The organism is Fibrella forsythiae (assembly GCF_017353175.1).
GTDB lineage: Bacteria > Bacteroidota > Bacteroidia > Cytophagales > Spirosomataceae > Fibrella > Fibrella forsythiae.
In genome coordinates this window covers 1-16,893 of sequence record NZ_JAFMYW010000009.1, presented here as the reverse complement: position 1 = coordinate 16,893, position 16,893 = coordinate 1, and the positions used below count along the sequence as shown (strand labels likewise).

Genomic DNA, 16,893 nt, shown 5'->3' with positions numbered 1-16,893 from the left:
GTACGTACGGTGTCTATATCACTGACTGACTTCACCGCTGGTTCGTTTTGGTGGCCTTATGCTGCCCAGACACAGCCAATCTGCTCAACGTATGAAAAACGTATGCCTACTCTTGCTGCTCTGTGTCTTTCAAGGAGCCTGCAACCAGGTTACCGACAATCAACCTACGCCCACTGAAACCGTTCCGGCCAGTGCTATTCAGGCGCTGACCGATCAGTATCCGGGAGCGGCCGACATGGTCTTTAAAACCCTGGAAAAAGATCGGGTGTGGCAGGTGAATTTCACGCAGAAATCGGCCCGGTACAGCGCCGCTACTAACCCGCAGAAGCTATTGATCGCTTACCAGCTGCAAACTCAGTCGGTACCGGATTCGCTGGCCTCGCTGGTGCGTAACACCGTTCTTGACGGGGGAACATTTACGAATCTCAGGGTGCAGAACTACAGCTGGTTCAGAGACGGGGGAAACAATGGCCAGTTCATTTTTGCCGACTACGACTGGCAGGGTACCCGCTACACATTCCGTTGGACCGTTACCAGTATAAACGGCACGATTACCTACGTAACTGAGTTGCTACCCAGCAATCAGCTGGAATTCCGGACCGAAACACTGCTCGATCTTCCTCTTGCTATTCAGCAGTCGCTGACAGCGCAGGGGGCCGTTTTTAGCTATGCATTGGTCACTGTTGATGCGCAGGGCAAAAAGCGATATGCTATTTCGGCACAGCAAAACACCAATTATTATACCCTCACTTACGAAGAAAACGGTCAGTTGATTGCCGCCACCGGCTCGGCCAACGCCCAGTATTATTCGTTCATCAATCAGTTACCGGCCTCAATACAGACGTACCTGCAACAAACGCCCGAACTGACAGGGTTCAGCAACAGTGGCCAGTTTAGTCTGCTCAGCAAGAGCCAGTACGCCGGCGTGACCACCTACACCGTCAATGTGCAGAAAGGTCGACAAACCTGGTTTATGACCTTCAATGAGCAGGGGCAACTTGTGCGCCGTACGTACCTGAACCTGGTATAGCCACTAGCTAATCGCCCCTAACCGGCTCATTCAGATGGCATTATTTGGCCGTAAGAGATATCCGACCCTGCGCGATCTGGTGCTTGGCTGCCAGCGCGAGGAAGCGCAGGCGCAGCATGCCTTCTACGAACGGTACAAAAACAGGATGCTGGGGGTGTGCGTACGCTACGCCCGCACGGTGGCAGAAGCAGAAGACATTTTTCAGGAAGCGTTTATTCGTATTTTCCAGCATATCCGGGAGTTAGACAAACCAGACTCAGCCGATAGTTGGGTGAAGTCGATCATTGTGCGAACGGCGATCAATTATTACAACCGGACTACCCGCTCGCAAGAACGTTTTGGCACCTATGAAGAAAGCACCGACGAGTTGGTCAGCGACGATTATGAGGCCATGATCAACCGACTCAATCTGGATGCCCTGCTGGCCTTCATCAACCAGTTGCCCGACCAATACCGACTGGTCGTGAACCTGTATCTGATCGAAGATTACACCCACGCCGATATCGCCGTATTGCTGAATATTCCGGAGGCAACGGTACGCTCGCAGTACAGCCGGGCAAAGCAATTATTAAGTAAACTCAGTCACCAAAACGGCCTCAAACGTCATGAATTCCTCGGATGATTCGACCGACAAAGCCCTGAAAGAACGCTTTCAGCAGCTTTTCAATGAATTTGAGCGAACGCCGTCGAGTTCGCTCAAAAAGCAGATCTGGAAGCACGTGCCAGCCGCCTCAACCCCACGGTACAGGTACGTTGTTCTGGCACTTCTGCTGCTGTTGATCGGCGGTGCGTTGTATGGTCCACAACGTATGTTGACTCGCCAGACTACGCATATTCAGCCTAAACGGCCGGCTTCTGCACAGCAACAGACTGGTTCGTCTCAATCGCAGAAGAGGTCAGTGATTCACTCAAATCCGTCGGCTTCGGACAGCGACGGCCCGGTAACTACACTACCGGATCCTTCAGCAAATCAGACCATAACCCACCAGGAAAAACAGCCAAACATGCTGGTAGCCACAACATCATCGATGCCTCGCCAGCCGGTGCGCCCTGCGGCCCGTGTTACCCGACCACTGCCAGCCAGCGCTCAGGTACGTTTGTCAGCAGCCGACAGGCAGACAGATCAGCTAACCGGCCGTCGCCCACCGCTTTCGACTGGCAGGCAGGCCAATCCGGTTCCGTTGCTCTCGACGCCTGTTCACCCATCGATGCCTCCGGTTGTTGCTGATAGTGTTTTCGGGCAAGCAGCGCTGGCGGCGTTACAGCCTATGGTCATCCGTCCGTTTCATGTGCCTGATCATACCCTTACAAAGCAAGTAGTGCAACTGCCTCAACAACCAACGGAAGCCACTATCGAAAGCCGTCGGCCCCCGTTACAATGGCTGGCCAGCGTGGCTCCTTTAAGCACTTATCAGTGGATGACCGTTATGGCCAGGCCGGAAACTTACGTGCAGCAAGTGGGTGCACCGGCCGCTTTTTCGGCACCAACCTGGGGGTATCAGGTCAGCGGCGGCCTGGTGTGGCGGCAGTTTACCGTTCAGCTCATGGCTGGCCAGCTAAGGCGCTGGGCCTACTACGAACTGGCTACTAATGAATACCGTATTGAATCAACGGCCCCAAACGAGTACCGGATCACCCGCCTGGGCAGGTCGATCATGGAAAACAGTTCGTTGACCATGCTGGGAGCCAGCCTGGGTAAGGAATACACGCTGGGTCTGGGTAAACGCCCCGGTCGGTATGCTGCCCGTGTGGGTGGACAGGGAACGTACCTACCCGCCACCGGGCAAACGCTCTTATGGGGACAGGCGTCACTAACGATGGCGGTACCGCTGAAGAACGCGTATGCTGTTCAACTGGGGCCTACCGTTCAATATGGATTCAGCCGCCTGTTCAGCGGCGACCGTCAACTGGTTATCCATCCGTTTCTGGTCGGGGCGTCGCTGACAATCCGCCCCGCTGCTCATTAATAAATACGTTTGTTCGTTTACACTCAACTCGTTACCCAGTATTTATGGTCCGTCCAATTCGTTCTCTCCTTCTCCTGCTGTCTGTCTCGCTCGGTGTGGGTCTTCTTTCCTGCAAGGATCAATCGATGATCAATTCACAGCCTTTGCAGAAACCAATATTGCTGCCTACGTCGATCGAATGGCATTCCGATGGCACACTGGCACACTGGGTTTATCGTTCGCTGTTTGCTTACAACAGCCAGAACCAGCTCCTGTCTGTCCGGGATTCGTTACTCACCTCAGGAGATGCCCCCAAACCCTGGGCGCAGTTTTCGTATACAGCCAATCGTCTGACCACGATTACGCTCAATACCGAACTGTTCGACAATACACTACAGAGCTACAGCAAGGCATCCAGTTTTAGCCTGACCTACGTAGGTAACACGCTCACTGCCCAGGCGCAGATAGGCGACCAGCCCGTGAAGCAAGTCAGCATTCAGTTAAATGAGGCGGGGTATCCGGTAAACACCAATGTGGCGCTGGGTCGGCTCTACCTGGATAATCAGGGCCACCTGGATTACCTGACCGAATCGAAAAAGAACGAAGAGCGAAATAGAAGTCAATTCATTCAAGTACTTGACCAGCAGTACGATCAGCATCAGAATATCTTTTCAACCAGTAAGGAATATCAGCTCATGGCAGCCCTGATAGCGGCTTCCGATCAGCTGATGACGCTCAGCAGGCCTTTATCCATACTCGATAATCCGCTGACCAACAATAACTTGGTATCACGAACCACAAAGAGTTGTACCACGTCGTTTGAGCGGTTTACCTGTACTACCGGCATCATCACGTATGCCACCCAGGGCGTCAATGAGTTTGGCTTTCCAACGCAACGAAGTTGTCCATCCGGACCGATGGGTACGTTTTCTTTCACGATCAGCTATAAGCGAGTCAATTAGACCAGTTCGTAACCGCCACTAGCGAAAGCCTACGTACCCAGGCACTATCAGCACACGTAACGTTCTGATAATGCCTGGGTACGTCTCTGTTTTGTAGGTCAATTCAGTTTAGGTACGTGGCCATCTCTGCTTGAATGGCTTTGGCTTCGGCGGCGGCGGCTTCGGCAAAATCGGTTCCTGATGAGGCGTACAGAATACTGCGTGACGCATTGACCAGCAGGCCACCGTCTTTCGTGAGCCCATTTTTCGAAACGTCAGCCAGTGAACCACCCTGTGCCCCAACGCCGGGGATCAGCAAAAAATTATCGGGAGCCAACTCACGAATCCGGGCGATCTGATCGGACTGGGTAGCGCCTACGACAAACATCAACTGCTCGTGGTTTGCCCAGGTCTGCGCCTTTTGGATTACGGTCTCGAACAGCTCCTGCGTTTCATTATCGACCTGTTGCCGCTGAAAATCAGCGCTACCGGGATTACTGGTCAGGGCCAGCAGAATCACCCACTTGCCGGGGTATTCCAGAAAAGGCAGTACCGAATCGTGCCCCATGTAGGGCGCGACCGTGATGGCATCAAAGTCAAGCCCTGCCGCCGAGGGGTCGAAAAAGGCGCGGGCGTAAAGACCCGAGGTGTTGCCGATATCGCCGCGTTTGGCATCGGCAATAGTAAAACAGTCTGTCGGAATGTAGTCGAGGGTTTTCTGGAGGCTTTCCCATCCCCGTGGTCCCTGTGCTTCGTAAAAGGCAATATTTGGTTTGTAGGCCACGGCATAAGGCGCGGTGGCATCGATAATGGCTTTGTTGAATTCGAAAACCGGATCAGGTACGTTTGCCAGATGAGCCGGTAGTTTTTGACTGTCGGTGTCTAACCCCACGCAGAGGTATGATTTTTTTTGCCGGATTTGTGCCGACAGAGCCTGATAGTTCATACACGTTTTTTGACGGTACCTAAAATGGATGGGGTCAAAAGTACGAACGTACCGTAGAGAAGTCTATTTTTGTGGCTACTACCTGACATTCTGCTATGCAAGTAATCCAAACGGATATTGACGGTCTGCTTGAACTGATCCCCCGCGTTTTTGAAGACGAACGCGGCCATTTCTTCGAATCCTACAATAAACCATTATTTGCCTCCCTGGGCTTACCATTTGATTTTGTGCAGGACAACCAGTCGTTTTCAACGAAAGGGGTATTGCGGGGGCTCCACTTTCAGAATGAGCCTTTTGCACAGGGCAAACTAGTACGGGTTATCACCGGACAGGTTCTTGACGTAGCCGTCGACTGCCGCCCGGCATCGCCCACCTTTGGGCAGTATAAAACGTTTTTGCTGGATGCCAAACTGGCCAATATGGCCTGGATACCAGCAGGGTTTGCTCACGGGTTCGTTGCGCTCGAAGACAGTGTCTTCAGCTATAAATGCACCAACGTTTACAACAAACAGGCTGAAGGTGGTATTCGCTGGGACGACCCTGATCTAAATATCGACTGGGGCATTACCGATCCGAACGTATCTGAAAAAGACCAGATACTCCCCACATTCCGGGCGCTGTTCCCGCATGTGATTATTTAAGGAGGAAGGGGAGGAAGGGGAGAAAAGGGAGGAAGGAGGAAAGGGAGCTTCGCTGGATTAATGAACCGGCGGAGCTCCTTTTCCTCCCCTTCCTCCTTCCTCCCTTTTCTCCCCTATTTCTCAAACATCTCTTCCACCACCTTCCGGCCCACTTTACGGGCTGAGAGTGGGTTTTGGCCTGTTACCAGGCGCTCGTCTACTTCGAGATGGGGCACGTAGGGAATCAGCGATTTACTGTACAAGGCACCGCGTTCTTTCAGCGCATCTTCCAGCAGAAACGGCACCTCGTCGGCCAGTCGAACAATCTTTTCTTCCATATTGGAGAAGCCCGTCACCTGCTTATTTTTCAGGAACAGCGTTCCGTCCGACAATGTCACGTTAAGCAATCCAGCTACGCCGTGACACACAGCCGCCACCATGCCACCATGTTCATAGATATGCCGGGTGATGGCCTGTAGGGTTTCGTTGTCAGGAAAATCCCACATGGTGCCGTGCCCGCCAGTGAAATAAATAATCTGATATTCGGCCGGATTAATCTGACCGGGGCGCAGCGAATTGGCCAGTTTTTCCTGAAAAACGGGGTTATGCATCCACTTTTCGTTCGTCGTATCCCGCGATTCTACACTTCGCTGATCAAGCGGGATGGAACCACCTTTCGGGCTTACAAAATCAAACTGGATATTACGATCCTGCAATTCATCGTAGAAATGCGTGGCTTCGCTGAGCCAAAGCCCTGTTTTCTGAGGCTTGGTAGGGTAATCGGTATGGCTGGTACAAACAATCAGAGCTTTCATAGGAATAGCGGGCCAAAAGCAAAAAACGTGCGTTGGCAAATGTACTAATTACCAACGCACGTAGACCGATAACTCCCTGCTGGAGTGATCGCTATAATTTACCCTTCAAAAAGTCTGCCGTATAGCTAAGGCCTTCGTCCAGTTGAACCATTTGTTCAGGCGAACCGGTAAATGTAACGTACCCGCCTGCATCGCCACCTTCTTTACCAAGGTCAATAATATGGTCGGCCGATTTGATTACCTCCATATTGTGCTCAATGATGATCACCGAATCGCCCTGATCCACCAGCGCATTGATGGCTTTCAACAGCTTGCGAATGTCGTGAAAGTGGAGGCCTGTAGTCGGTTCGTCGAAAATAAACAGCGTCTGACCCTTATTCGGATTGCCTTTACCTAGAAACGATGCCAGCTTCACCCGCTGCGCCTCTCCGCCCGACAAGGTATTGGCCGACTGACCCAGGCCAATGTATCCCAAACCGACCTCCTGCAACGGCATCAGTTTATCAGCCATTTTGGTGTCTACTTTCCGGAAGAAGTCAATGGCCTCATCGACCGTCATCTCCAGCATGTCTGATACGTTTTTCTCGGCTAGGGTCACCTCCAGCACCTCCTGCTTGAAGCGTTTACCATTGCAGCCCTCGCACTTCAGGTAAATGTCGGCCATGAACTGCATCTCCACTTTCACCTCGCCTTCGCCCTGGCATACCTCGCAGCGGCCGCCATCAACGTTGAATGAGAAATGGCTCGGCTTATACCCCCGCGCTTTCGATACAGGCTGGTCGGCCATAACCTGACGGAGATAATCATAGGCTTTGATATACGTCACCGGATTCGACCGGCTCGACTTACCAATCGGGTTCTGATCGATCATCTCGATGGCCGAAATTCGGTCGACAGACCCTTTCAGGTCAGAATATTTACCGGCTTCTTCGCCCGCGTCACCTTTCAAACGGCACAACGCCGGGAAGAGCACTTTACGGATTAACGTGGATTTGCCCGAGCCGGAGACGCCCGTCACTACGGTTAACGTGTTGAGCGGGAAACGCACGTCTACATCTTTCAAATTGTGCTCCCGGGCGCCTTTCAGGTCAATCCAGTGTGTGGGTACGCGGCGGAACGTGGGAACCGGTACGCTCTCGCGCCCCGTCAGGAAGTCGAGGGTATGGGAATGGAAGGAGGAAAGGGGGAAGGGTGAAAAGGAAGAAGGAGCATTTGCTTCGTCCCCGTTTCTTCTTTCCTCGTTTTCTCCCTTCCTCCTTTCTCCCTCAATTTCCGCCCAAGTTCCCTGGAACACCAGATGACCACCGCCCGAACCCGCTTCGGGACCAATGTCGATGATCTGGTCGGCGGCGCGCATGACCTCTTCTTCATGCTCAACCACAATAACGGTGTTGCCCATGTCGCGCAGGGTTTCCAGCACGCTTACCAGACGCTGCGTATCTCGGGGGTGAAGGCCAATACTCGGCTCATCGAGAATATACATTGATCCAACCAACGCAGACCCCAGCGACGTGGCCAGTTTGATGCGTTGATATTCACCACCCGACAGGCTATTCGTCAACCGGTTCAGCGTCAGGTAACCCAGCCCAACCCGCTCCATGTAATCGAGGCGATTCTGAATTTCGACCAGAATACGATCGGCAATACGGCGCTGAGCGGCGGGGATGTCGATTGTACGGAAAAAGTTGGCCGAGTCGGCAATGGGCATCAGCACCAGATCAGTAATGGATTTGCCCGCTACTTTCACGAAACTGGCATCGCGGCGGAGACGTGAGCCCCGGCACTCCGGACAAGTGGTTTTTCCCCTATATCGCGACAGCATTACCCGGTACTGCACCTTGAATGTCTGGCTCTCAACGAACGCAAAAAAGTCATTGAGCCCGCTAAAGTATTTGTTGCCCGTCCAGAGCAGTTCCTGCTGTTCGGGCGTCAGTTCTTTGTAAGGGCGATGAATCGGGAAGTCGAACCGAATGCCGTTGCGAAGTAAAGGTTTCATGAACTCTTCGCTCATTTTTTCGCTCCGCCAGGGGGCAATAGCCCCTTCAAACAACGACAGGTTTTTGTCGGGAATGACCAGATCGGGGTCAATACCCAGCACTTTACCGAAGCCATCGCAGCGGCGGCAGGCACCGTAGGGATTATTGAACGTAAACAGGTTCACGCTTGGCTCTTCGAAGGCGATTCCGTCGAGTTCGAACCGGTCAGAAAATGTCCGGGTTTGTCCAGGTACGTCGCCGGCAGGCACAATCTCGACCCGGCACGATCCGTCGCTTTCATTGAACGCCGTTTGCACCGAATCAGAAAATCGGTACTGCGTGTCTTCGTCGGGCTCGCCCTGTGCATCGAACTGCACCGTGCCACGGTCGATCAGGATTTCGAGCGTAGCATCAGCACTAGGCAGTAATGTCCGGACAAGATCCCCTTTCTGACCGGCTTCGGCCAGTTTCGTAGCTTCGTCGAGCAGGTCTTCCATCTGAAACACCTGCCGACCCGTCAGACCGCCGTCGGCCACGAGGCGGGTATAGCCTTTCTGGAGAAGGATGTTCAATTCCTCGGCCACAGTGCGGTCTTCGCGTACATACAGCGGGGCCATCACCATCACCCGGGTTCCCTCAGGATGAGAAAAGATAAAACTGACCACATCGGTCACTGTATCTTTCTTTACCTCATTGCCCGACACCGGCGAGTAGGTACGTCCTGCTCGGGCAAACAGCAATTTCAGGTAATCATAAATCTCCGTCGACGTACCTACAGTTGAGCGGGGGTTACGCGAGGTTACTTTTTGCTCGATAGCAATGGCCGGCGAAACACCTTTGATGTATTCCACCTCCGGTTTTTCCATACGGCCCAGAAACTGACGGGCATAGCTGCTCAGGCTCTCAACGTACATACGCTGCCCTTCGGCAAACAACGTATCGAACGCCAGCGACGACTTGCCGGAGCCCGACAGCCCCGTAACTACCACCAGCTTGTTGCGCGGGATAGCCACATCAATATTCTTGAGATTATGTACCTTCGCCCCCTTAATAATGATGAATTGTTTAGGGTCGAGGTGGTCGACCGACCTGGCAGGTGAGCCGTTTGTCTCACTGGTCATCATGTCGGTTTCGGTAGGTTGAATCATGCGTTGAATTAGCGTTACCTTATCTAATTTTCAACGGAAAACCGCTTCACTACGTTCAGTAAAATCAGTTTACTGTTTACTGTCTTCCCGCACCGGCGGACCGGTCTTCTGTTTTTCTGACAGGCCACGTACCTGGGGCAACGCGAAGCAACAGAAGACAGTAAACAGTAAACTTTTTGAAATGATCATTCACCAGGAAGATATACTTCGACTTGTTCTGGCTTTGCTCCTGGGCGGGCTCATTGGCGCCGAACGGGAATACCGCTCAAAAGCGGCCGGTTTCCGCACCACCATCATGATCAGCGTTGGTGCCACGCTGTTCACAATGGTTTCGCGCCGTTTGGGCGATGACCGCATCGCCGCCAATATTGTTAACGGAATTGGTTTTCTGGGGGCCGGGCTCATTTACAAGGAAGAAAGCCGTGTAAAAGGGCTCACAACGGCCGCTACAGTCTGGTCTGTGTCGGCGCTGGGCATGAGCATCGGCGCGGGGTATTATGATATCGCTCTGATCGGCTTCGTCATCATTATGGGTTCGCTGCTCTTTCTGGCAAAACTCTCGTACCGCATTACCCGCCTCAACCAGACCCGTGAGTACAAGGTGGTTACCAATTATAAAAACAAAACCCTGAACCAGTACGAGCGGGTGTTTACAGAATGCGGGCTATCGCCACGAAGAGGGCCTCAGCAGCGTATAGGTAGTGAGATCAGTGGTCGCTGGAAAGTTTCTGGCCCTGAGCAGGCCCATGAGAAATGCATTAAGCGATTCCTGAATGATACTGACGTGAAGGAGTTTGTGTTTTAACTCACTCTTTACGCGAAAGCAACCCATTATATCGTTATTTACACTGACTTTTTGTTGTGATACACCGCTCAGGCGGATTACTATGAGACATATACATCACTTTCTTCTGCTGGTTGCCCTATTGACCAGCAGCATGGCCTTCGGGCAGATTACAGAAGACCCGGAAGAACGCCGCAACCAGGGGCAAGCTCCGTTAAAATCACAAACGCCGGAAGGTAATCCGTTGCCATTGAAAGAGCGTATCCGGTTTGGCGGTGGCATTTCAGCTCTCCAGTTCAACCCATTCAGCATCGGCGTATCTCCTGTAGTTGCTTATCAGGTAACTGAGCATTTTGTGGCCGGCATTGGCGCTGGGTACACTTACACCAACTTCAAGAACTATTACGGTGGCAACCTGAATCAGTATTCCGGGCGCCTTTTCGGCATGTACGAGATCTTGCCCGCGCTTATTCCGAATGTCTACGCTCACGTCGAGCTTGATCAGCGGTCGTATAGTACAACAGGACAGCTGAACGTTGGTGGCCGAACAACGGGCTCATCAACGGCAACCTGGCTTGGCGCTACCTATTCACAGCCTATCGGTCGGTTGTTTTCGGCCAACCTTTCAGCGTTATACAATGTGAATTACTCAGCCAACTCGGCGAACGATCTGATCCTGTACGGCAGCAGCCCATTCACGATCAGGATTTTGTTCTTCTAGATCACGACCTCTCTCAGCATGCAGAAAGCCACCTAGTCAGGTGGCTTTCTGCATGCTGAGAGAGGTCGAATTTACTTTTCCGGAACCGAAACTTCTTGCGTGGTCGCAGTGGCTATCCAGCCAGCCGTGGTGTTACGTACCCAGCCCAACCGATACGTACCTGGCTTTAGCAGGATCGGCAACACCATCGATTTCACCCCTTTGTTAACGAGCCAGGGTTTCATGATTGGCTTTGGCATACGCTGAGCGGGCAGGACATACCAGTTCGTTGCCGATCGCAGGTAGATAAAATCAGGCTTTGGTAGGGTATCCTGCTGAAAAAAAAGGGCGTCGGTGTTTAGATACGACAAGGGGCGGGCATCTATAACAAACTGAGTGGCCGAATTCTGAACGGGGGGTGTTTGTAAAGCAGTTTCGACACCACGAATTTCCGGAAGATCGGGAACCTGATACATTCCGTCGGTCATGGCCTGCACCCATCCTTTCTGCCAATACGGATCCAGCCCAAACTTCTGGCTCATCACCGAGTACTGGTAGTGCTTGAGTGCCATTCCTTCTGCTACCTGTCTGTTATACCTATCGGCCAACTGAGGCCCGTAGAACAACCAGCTGTTCAGCCAGAACCATAGCGTGAACCCTACGCCTACCAAGCCTGCCACCTGCCGCATCCGTTCAGTCAATTGCATGACTATCAATACATAAGCCACAATCAGACACCAGACTGCATAGAGTTGATATCGGTCCATTATCATCAGGCTACCATCGCTACGGGCCATTGCTGTTGCCATTGCAGAGCCTGTCAATACCAGTCCTAAACCGAGAAAAGGAAGTAGAGCAGGCGACATTCGTTTGCTGGCTGTAACCATGAACCGCAGCCAACTCAGTGCAATGATCACCAAAACAGCCACGCCTATTCCAAGCACAAACCATTGGGCAGGTACCAACAACCAGCGATGCTGATCAAAATAAACAGCGCTACCCGCAAAGCTGATTATACTCTTAACGACCCAGCCAGGATGCTGAGCAACGGTGATGAGTGAATCTTTGGCAATAAACCGGTAATCGACACTGAAATACAGGCTGATCAGTATTGCACCTGCCACCAGCCAGACGACCGTCCAGCGCCACTGCTGAGTTCGTACCAGTAACGCCAGGGCAGCGATCCACATAAACAGGCCGTTGCTATTTGAATACAGGACAAGCCCTCCCAAGGCCAGGGCGCCTACCTGCGCCGACATTTCAGGGCGAATCAGTAGGCGAAAGACGATAATCGTTAGTAGCCATGTCAGCGTATGCTGCAAGAGGCACAACACCCACCAGACATCTTCCTGATAAGAAGGCTGTAATATGAGTAACGCCACGGGCAACAACAGCCAGGCAGATAACCCCGCCCGCCTGAACAACCGGTGCACCTGCCACAATACTGCAGCTATGCTGAGGCTGCCTACTAGCGTTAGTGTCCGGTAATTTACTTGCCCCTCCACCCAATAATCCAGTAAAACGAGCAAGCGCGAGAGCAGAATGCGGTGGTCATTATGCTGTTCTACCAGTAGCTGGATGGCTCCGGCAAAGGTTGTTTCAGTGGCAGTTATTCGCTGAATGCTGTTGACATACAGAAAATCATCAACGTATGGTACGTTAATCGCATACTGAACAATGGCAGTATAAAAGACAGCAGCCAGTAACAGAATGGCACCGGCTACCCAATAATCAGCCGTGCGGGTAGAAATTGAACTGGAAACTGACATGCACAAAAAAGGGACTTTGCAGCCCCAAAAGTAAAGAAATTCGTTCCGTATCAACTCTGTTCAGGCAGTAGTCCTTTGCTGACCAGCTTCTATTGGCAAGGCACGACCGATAATCAGATCGGCGGCTTTTTCAGCGATCATAATTACCGGAGCGTTTGTGTTTCCAGAAACAATCGTTGGCATGATCGACGCATCTACCACGCGCAAGCCCTCAATGCCACGTACCCGAAGCTGATCATCCACCACGGCACCGGCATCAGACCCCATCCGGCACGTACCCACGGGGTGATAGACCGTCTCAACTATTTTTCGAATATGAGCCATCATTGCTTCCTCCGAAGCGTTGTCAGCGGGCACCAAAGCTCGCTCACGCCACGGTTCAAAGGCGGCAGACCGATTCAACTCCAGGGCCAGTTTGGTACCTGTCAGCAGTAAGTTTCTGTCTTTTTCAGTCGACAGGAAATTGGGCTGGATTACCGGTGCTTCCATCGGATTCGCCGATCGCAGACCAACGTACCCACGGCTTGTCGGTTGGAGCAACGTTGGCAAAATAGACCAGCCATCCGCTTTGGTTGGGAAGGTAGTCACATCGTAGAAATCTGCCCGGTAATCGTCGCCAATATGGATCGGCGCAAAATGCAGTTGCAGGTTGGGCTGAGTAAGCGTTTCAGACGTACGAACAAAGGCATTTGCTTCGAGGGGGCTAATGGTGAATGGCCCTTTCTGTGCTGTCAGATACTGCCATAATCCCTTTAGCTGATTCATTGGCTTCAGCCAGTGGTTTGTACCCACCGGTTGGTTGGCCAGCGTACTTACGCCCGCAAACAGGTGATCCTGCAGGTTCTGGCCCACGCCAGGCAAATCAAGCTTTACATCAATATTGTGGCGCTTCAACTCACCGGCAGCTCCGATTCCAGACAACATCAGCAGTTGTGGTGAGTTAAAGGCCCCCGCCGAGAGAATCACCTCGCGGCGGGCCATAATTGTTTCGGTTAGGCTCTTACCCGTTGTTAGCTCGATTCCAACGGCACGTCCATCCTGTATCCGTATGCGCTGGGTGTGCGCCTGCGTGCGAACTGTCAGGTTGGGTCGATTCAATATAGGTTTCAGGAAAGCTGCGGCGGTGCTGTGGCGTTTCCCGTTTTTGATCGTAAACTGAAGCAGGCCTGCTCCTTCCTGCCGAGCCCCGTTCATATCCTGATTTTCCGGAATACCTTGCTGGCAGCATGCCTCCACAAAAGCATCGGCAAGGGGCGTTCTGAACCGGGTTGCATACGTAACGTTCAGTGGCCCATCTGTTCCATGGTAGCGGGCATCCAGTTGACCTATCTGCTCGTTACACTCCGAGCGTTTAAAATAGGGTAAAATGAATTCGTACCCCCATCCCGCATTCCCTTCAGCTGCCCAGGCGTCGTAATCGGCCCGGTTGCCCCGTACATAGGCCATTGCATTGGTTGAACTGCTTCCGCCAAGGGTTTTTCCACGGGGCAAATACAGGCGTCGGCCATCAATATGTTCCTGTGGCTCCGTCCAATAGGCCCAATCAACGCCCGTTCGGTTTAGCTTCGAGTACGCCGCAGGTACGTGTATTTCCAGCTTCTTATCAGGAGCGCCCGCTTCCAGTAGCAGCACAGACGTTTGCGGGTCAGCTGACAGACGGTTAGCCAGTACGCATCCTGCCGAGCCGGCACCAACAATGATATAATCGTACGTCATTGTACTTGCAGTTTTTACACTTAACAACTTCAATTTAGCGTAAAAACCTGACTAAACAGCCCAATCAAATGACCGTTCGATTGCCTTCTTCCAGTTGTGTAAAAGCTCAACGCGTTTGTCTTCGGGCATAACGGGTGTAAAGGTGGCCTCTACGCCCCAGTTCGCCTTTAGTTCTTCTATCGACGACCAGTAACCAACGGCTAAACCAGCAGCGTAGGCAGCCCCAATTGCCGTTGTTTCAGTAACACGGGGCCGAATGACAGGTACATTATTTATATCGGCCTGGAATTGCATCAGCAAATCATTGACAACCATGCCCCCGTCTACCCGCAGCGTTTTCAACGCAACGCCAGCGTCTTCCTGCATGGCTTGCAGCACATCGTATGTTTGAAAAGCCGTAGCTTCAAGAGCAGCCCGGGCAATATGATTCTTTGTTACGAAGCGCGTTAAACCGGCAATGATACCGCGTGCATCAGTCCGCCAGTAAGGCGCATACAAACCCGAAAAAGCTGGAACTATGTAGGTGCCTCCGTTATCATCGACTTGTTCAGCCAGGGTTTGCACCTCACCACTCGATTGAATGATTCCCAGATTATCGCGTAGCCACTGCACCAGCGCGCCGGCAATGGCAACGCTTCCCTCCAGTGCATAGTGCGGCGCCTCTGTTCCGAACTGATAGGCCACAGTAGTAAGCAGGCCGCAGGTCGACGGGCGAATCTGAGTACCGGTATTCATCAACAGAAAACAGCCTGTCCCATATGTATTTTTGGCCTGCCCCGGTTCAAAACACGTTTGTCCCACCAATGCCGCCTGCTGATCGCCCAGTACGCCCGTGATGGGTACACCCGGAATAACCTCAGACGTGACAGTGCCAAACGTACCACTACTGGGTCGGATAGCTGGTAACATCGCTCTGGGTACGTTCAATACAGCGAGCAATTCATCATCCCACTCCAGCGTTTGTAAATTCATCAACTGTGTTCGACTTGCGTTCGTTACGTCAGTAACATGTTCACCGCCATGCGGTCCGCCTGTCAGATTCCAGATCAAAAAGCTGTCTATTGTGCCGAAAAGGGCCGCACCTCGTTCAGCATCATCGCGCAGTCCGGGTACGTTGTTTAACAGCCATCCTAATTTTAGTGCGCTGAAATAAGTGGCTAATGGTAGCCCGGTCTTGTCGCGAAAGCGATCGGCACCGCCATCTTTAGCTAATTCTGCCACAACATCTTCCGTGCGTACATCCTGCCACACAATAGCATTGTAATAAGGCTTACCTGTCTTCCTATTCCAGACAACCGTTGTTTCCCGCTGATTAGTGATCCCGATAGCGGCAATATCGCGCGTGGTCAATCGAAGCTGTATACGTGCTTTGGCAATAACTTCAAGAGTATTCTGCCAGATTTCTTCCGGATCATGTTCAACCCAGCCCGGCTTAGGGTAAATCTGGGCATGTTCCTTCTGCGCTACCGAATGAATGGTGCCTTGCTTATCTACTATTATACAGCGGGTGCTGGTTGTTCCCTGATCAATTGCTGCAATGAACGACGCCATGAGGTTTGGTTTAGGACTTTTGTCTGCGAAACTTGTATATAAGCTGTAAAGTAAGCAGAAAATAGCCGTCGTTTTTAGTTGGATTGCCTCTGGCAGCTCCGATAGCATTCGGAGTCAATTGGTTGCCAACACGCTTGTCGGCAAGTTGTTTCTCTAGATCCGTAGACGCAGTTTTATCAACGTAGTTAGTGCTCACATCATCCAGACGATCACTAAATACATGTGTATATTTCCCCTGAAGACGGAGTTGTGCAGAGGGGCTCAGTGTAAAGGGAAACCCTAAGCCGTAACCAGCCTGTATAGCCCAAGACGCATAGGAAACTCCTTCCGTTCTAAACGCAGGTAATGAGTAGATGCTCCCGTTTAACGTGGTTGTAGGATTTACACTAGTGACACCCAAAGTAGCAATTGCATAAAGAATATTTTGATCGTTACCGTCTACAGAGCGAAAATCCCATTGTACCCCCAAGTTCGCCGAAAAGTTTGTTGCCGAAAAGGATAATTGGTTAGCAGCATTTTTAGTATAATGTTGATCCCCTCGGATATGATATAGTCCTATGTCGCTTATAAAGCACCACTGCTCTTCAAATCGATAGCGAATATGCCCTTCTATCCCTGACCCAAGTTGTAGGTGGGCCAACTGATAACGCTCACTTAAATCTCCACAATACCGACTTGTAGAGGCGTTTATACCTGCATATACATCGCCCCTCGTTTCATTCCATTTGGAGGCCGTAGACTGGCCATTAGCGCCAATCGAAAAACATATATCTAAGAACAAATGAACGTATAACAATCTCATTATGAGTCATTTTGTGGATATTGACTCCCAATATATTCTATATTTTCTTTCTTAGGAAACTATTCTTAGCTTTCCGTTACATGTGTTTACAGTAGTTATTTTACTTAAAATAGCTGTAACCACTTAAGCTATTCTAAAGTACCCTAAAC

At 51.7% G+C, this 16,893-nt stretch carries 14 protein-coding genes; 7 read left to right on the top strand and 7 right to left on the bottom strand.

Annotation, left to right across the window (positions count from 1 at the left end):
• The first annotated feature begins 91 nt into the window (after positions 1 to 91).
• Genes J2I46_RS24620 through J2I46_RS24605 form a run of 4 tightly spaced genes read left to right on the top strand, consistent with a single transcriptional unit; the run spans position 92 to position 3,938 of the window.
• A complete protein-coding gene (locus J2I46_RS24620) occupies positions 92 to 1,030 on the top strand; it encodes a hypothetical protein (RefSeq protein ID WP_207331748.1) in 939 nt (312 codons plus the stop codon).
• Between the two features lie 34 nt (positions 1,031 to 1,064).
• Positions 1,065 to 1,652, top strand: a complete 588-nt coding sequence (locus J2I46_RS24615; RefSeq protein WP_207331747.1) for an RNA polymerase sigma factor — start codon at positions 1,065 to 1,067, stop codon at positions 1,650 to 1,652.
• Complete coding sequence (locus J2I46_RS24610; protein WP_207331746.1) at positions 1,636 to 2,997, top strand: hypothetical protein; 1,362 nt, start codon at positions 1,636 to 1,638, stop codon at positions 2,995 to 2,997. The genes J2I46_RS24615 and J2I46_RS24610 overlap by 17 nt, the downstream gene beginning before the upstream one ends.
• Positions 2,998 to 3,041: 44 nt before the next feature.
• Complete coding sequence (locus J2I46_RS24605; protein ID WP_207331745.1) at positions 3,042 to 3,938, top strand: hypothetical protein; 897 nt, start codon at positions 3,042 to 3,044, stop codon at positions 3,936 to 3,938.
• A 103-nt stretch (positions 3,939 to 4,041) separates the two neighbouring features.
• Here J2I46_RS24605 and pyrF read toward each other — a convergent pair whose 3' ends face one another.
• A complete protein-coding gene (gene pyrF, locus J2I46_RS24600) occupies positions 4,042 to 4,863 on the bottom strand; it encodes an orotidine-5'-phosphate decarboxylase (RefSeq protein WP_207331744.1) in 822 nt (273 codons plus the stop codon).
• Positions 4,864 to 4,958: 95 nt separating this feature from the next.
• Between pyrF and rfbC the strand changes: the two genes are divergently transcribed.
• Positions 4,959 to 5,504 (top strand): dTDP-4-dehydrorhamnose 3,5-epimerase, encoded by a 546-nt coding sequence (rfbC, locus tag J2I46_RS24595; RefSeq protein ID WP_207331743.1) that lies wholly within the window; start codon positions 4,959 to 4,961, stop codon positions 5,502 to 5,504.
• Positions 5,505 to 5,617: 113 nt separating this feature from the next.
• Here the strand turns inward: rfbC and J2I46_RS24590 are convergent, their stop codons facing one another.
• Both J2I46_RS24590 and J2I46_RS24585 read right to left on the bottom strand, forming a co-directional pair.
• Positions 5,618 to 6,298, bottom strand: a complete 681-nt coding sequence (locus tag J2I46_RS24590; RefSeq protein WP_207331742.1) for a type 1 glutamine amidotransferase domain-containing protein — start codon at positions 6,296 to 6,298, stop codon at positions 5,618 to 5,620.
• A 91-nt stretch (positions 6,299 to 6,389) separates the two neighbouring features.
• The gene (locus J2I46_RS24585) at positions 6,390 to 9,422 is read right to left on the bottom strand and encodes an excinuclease ABC subunit UvrA (protein ID WP_207331741.1); all 3,033 of its coding nucleotides are present in this window, start codon (positions 9,420 to 9,422) and stop codon (positions 6,390 to 6,392) included.
• A gap of 181 nt (positions 9,423 to 9,603) precedes the next feature.
• On the opposite strand from J2I46_RS24585, the gene J2I46_RS24580 reads away from it, so the two are divergent.
• A complete protein-coding gene (locus J2I46_RS24580; protein ID WP_207331740.1) occupies positions 9,604 to 10,227 on the top strand; it encodes an MgtC/SapB family protein in 624 nt (207 codons plus the stop codon).
• 82 nt (positions 10,228 to 10,309) lie between these two features.
• The gene (locus J2I46_RS24575; RefSeq protein ID WP_207331739.1) at positions 10,310 to 10,927 is read left to right on the top strand and encodes a porin family protein; all 618 of its coding nucleotides are present in this window, start codon (positions 10,310 to 10,312) and stop codon (positions 10,925 to 10,927) included.
• Between the two features lie 71 nt (positions 10,928 to 10,998).
• Here J2I46_RS24575 and J2I46_RS24570 read toward each other — a convergent pair whose 3' ends face one another.
• From J2I46_RS24570 to J2I46_RS24555, 4 genes are read right to left on the bottom strand one after another with little or no spacing between them, the layout of a single operon-like run.
• Positions 10,999 to 12,675 carry a hypothetical protein gene (locus J2I46_RS24570; RefSeq protein ID WP_207331738.1) on the bottom strand — a complete coding sequence of 559 codons (1,677 nt, stop codon included), beginning with the start codon at positions 12,673 to 12,675 and terminating at the stop codon, positions 10,999 to 11,001.
• Positions 12,676 to 12,735: 60 nt separating this feature from the next.
• Complete coding sequence (locus J2I46_RS24565) at positions 12,736 to 14,391, bottom strand: GMC family oxidoreductase (RefSeq protein ID WP_207331737.1); 1,656 nt, start codon at positions 14,389 to 14,391, stop codon at positions 12,736 to 12,738.
• Positions 14,392 to 14,442: 51 nt separating this feature from the next.
• On the bottom strand, positions 14,443 to 15,942 hold the full coding sequence (gene glpK / locus J2I46_RS24560; protein WP_207331736.1) for a glycerol kinase GlpK: 1,500 nt from the start codon (positions 15,940 to 15,942) through the stop codon (positions 14,443 to 14,445).
• 10 nt (positions 15,943 to 15,952) lie between these two features.
• Complete coding sequence (locus J2I46_RS24555; RefSeq protein WP_207331735.1) at positions 15,953 to 16,744, bottom strand: outer membrane beta-barrel protein; 792 nt, start codon at positions 16,742 to 16,744, stop codon at positions 15,953 to 15,955.
• Positions 16,745 to 16,893: the final 149 nt, after the last annotated feature.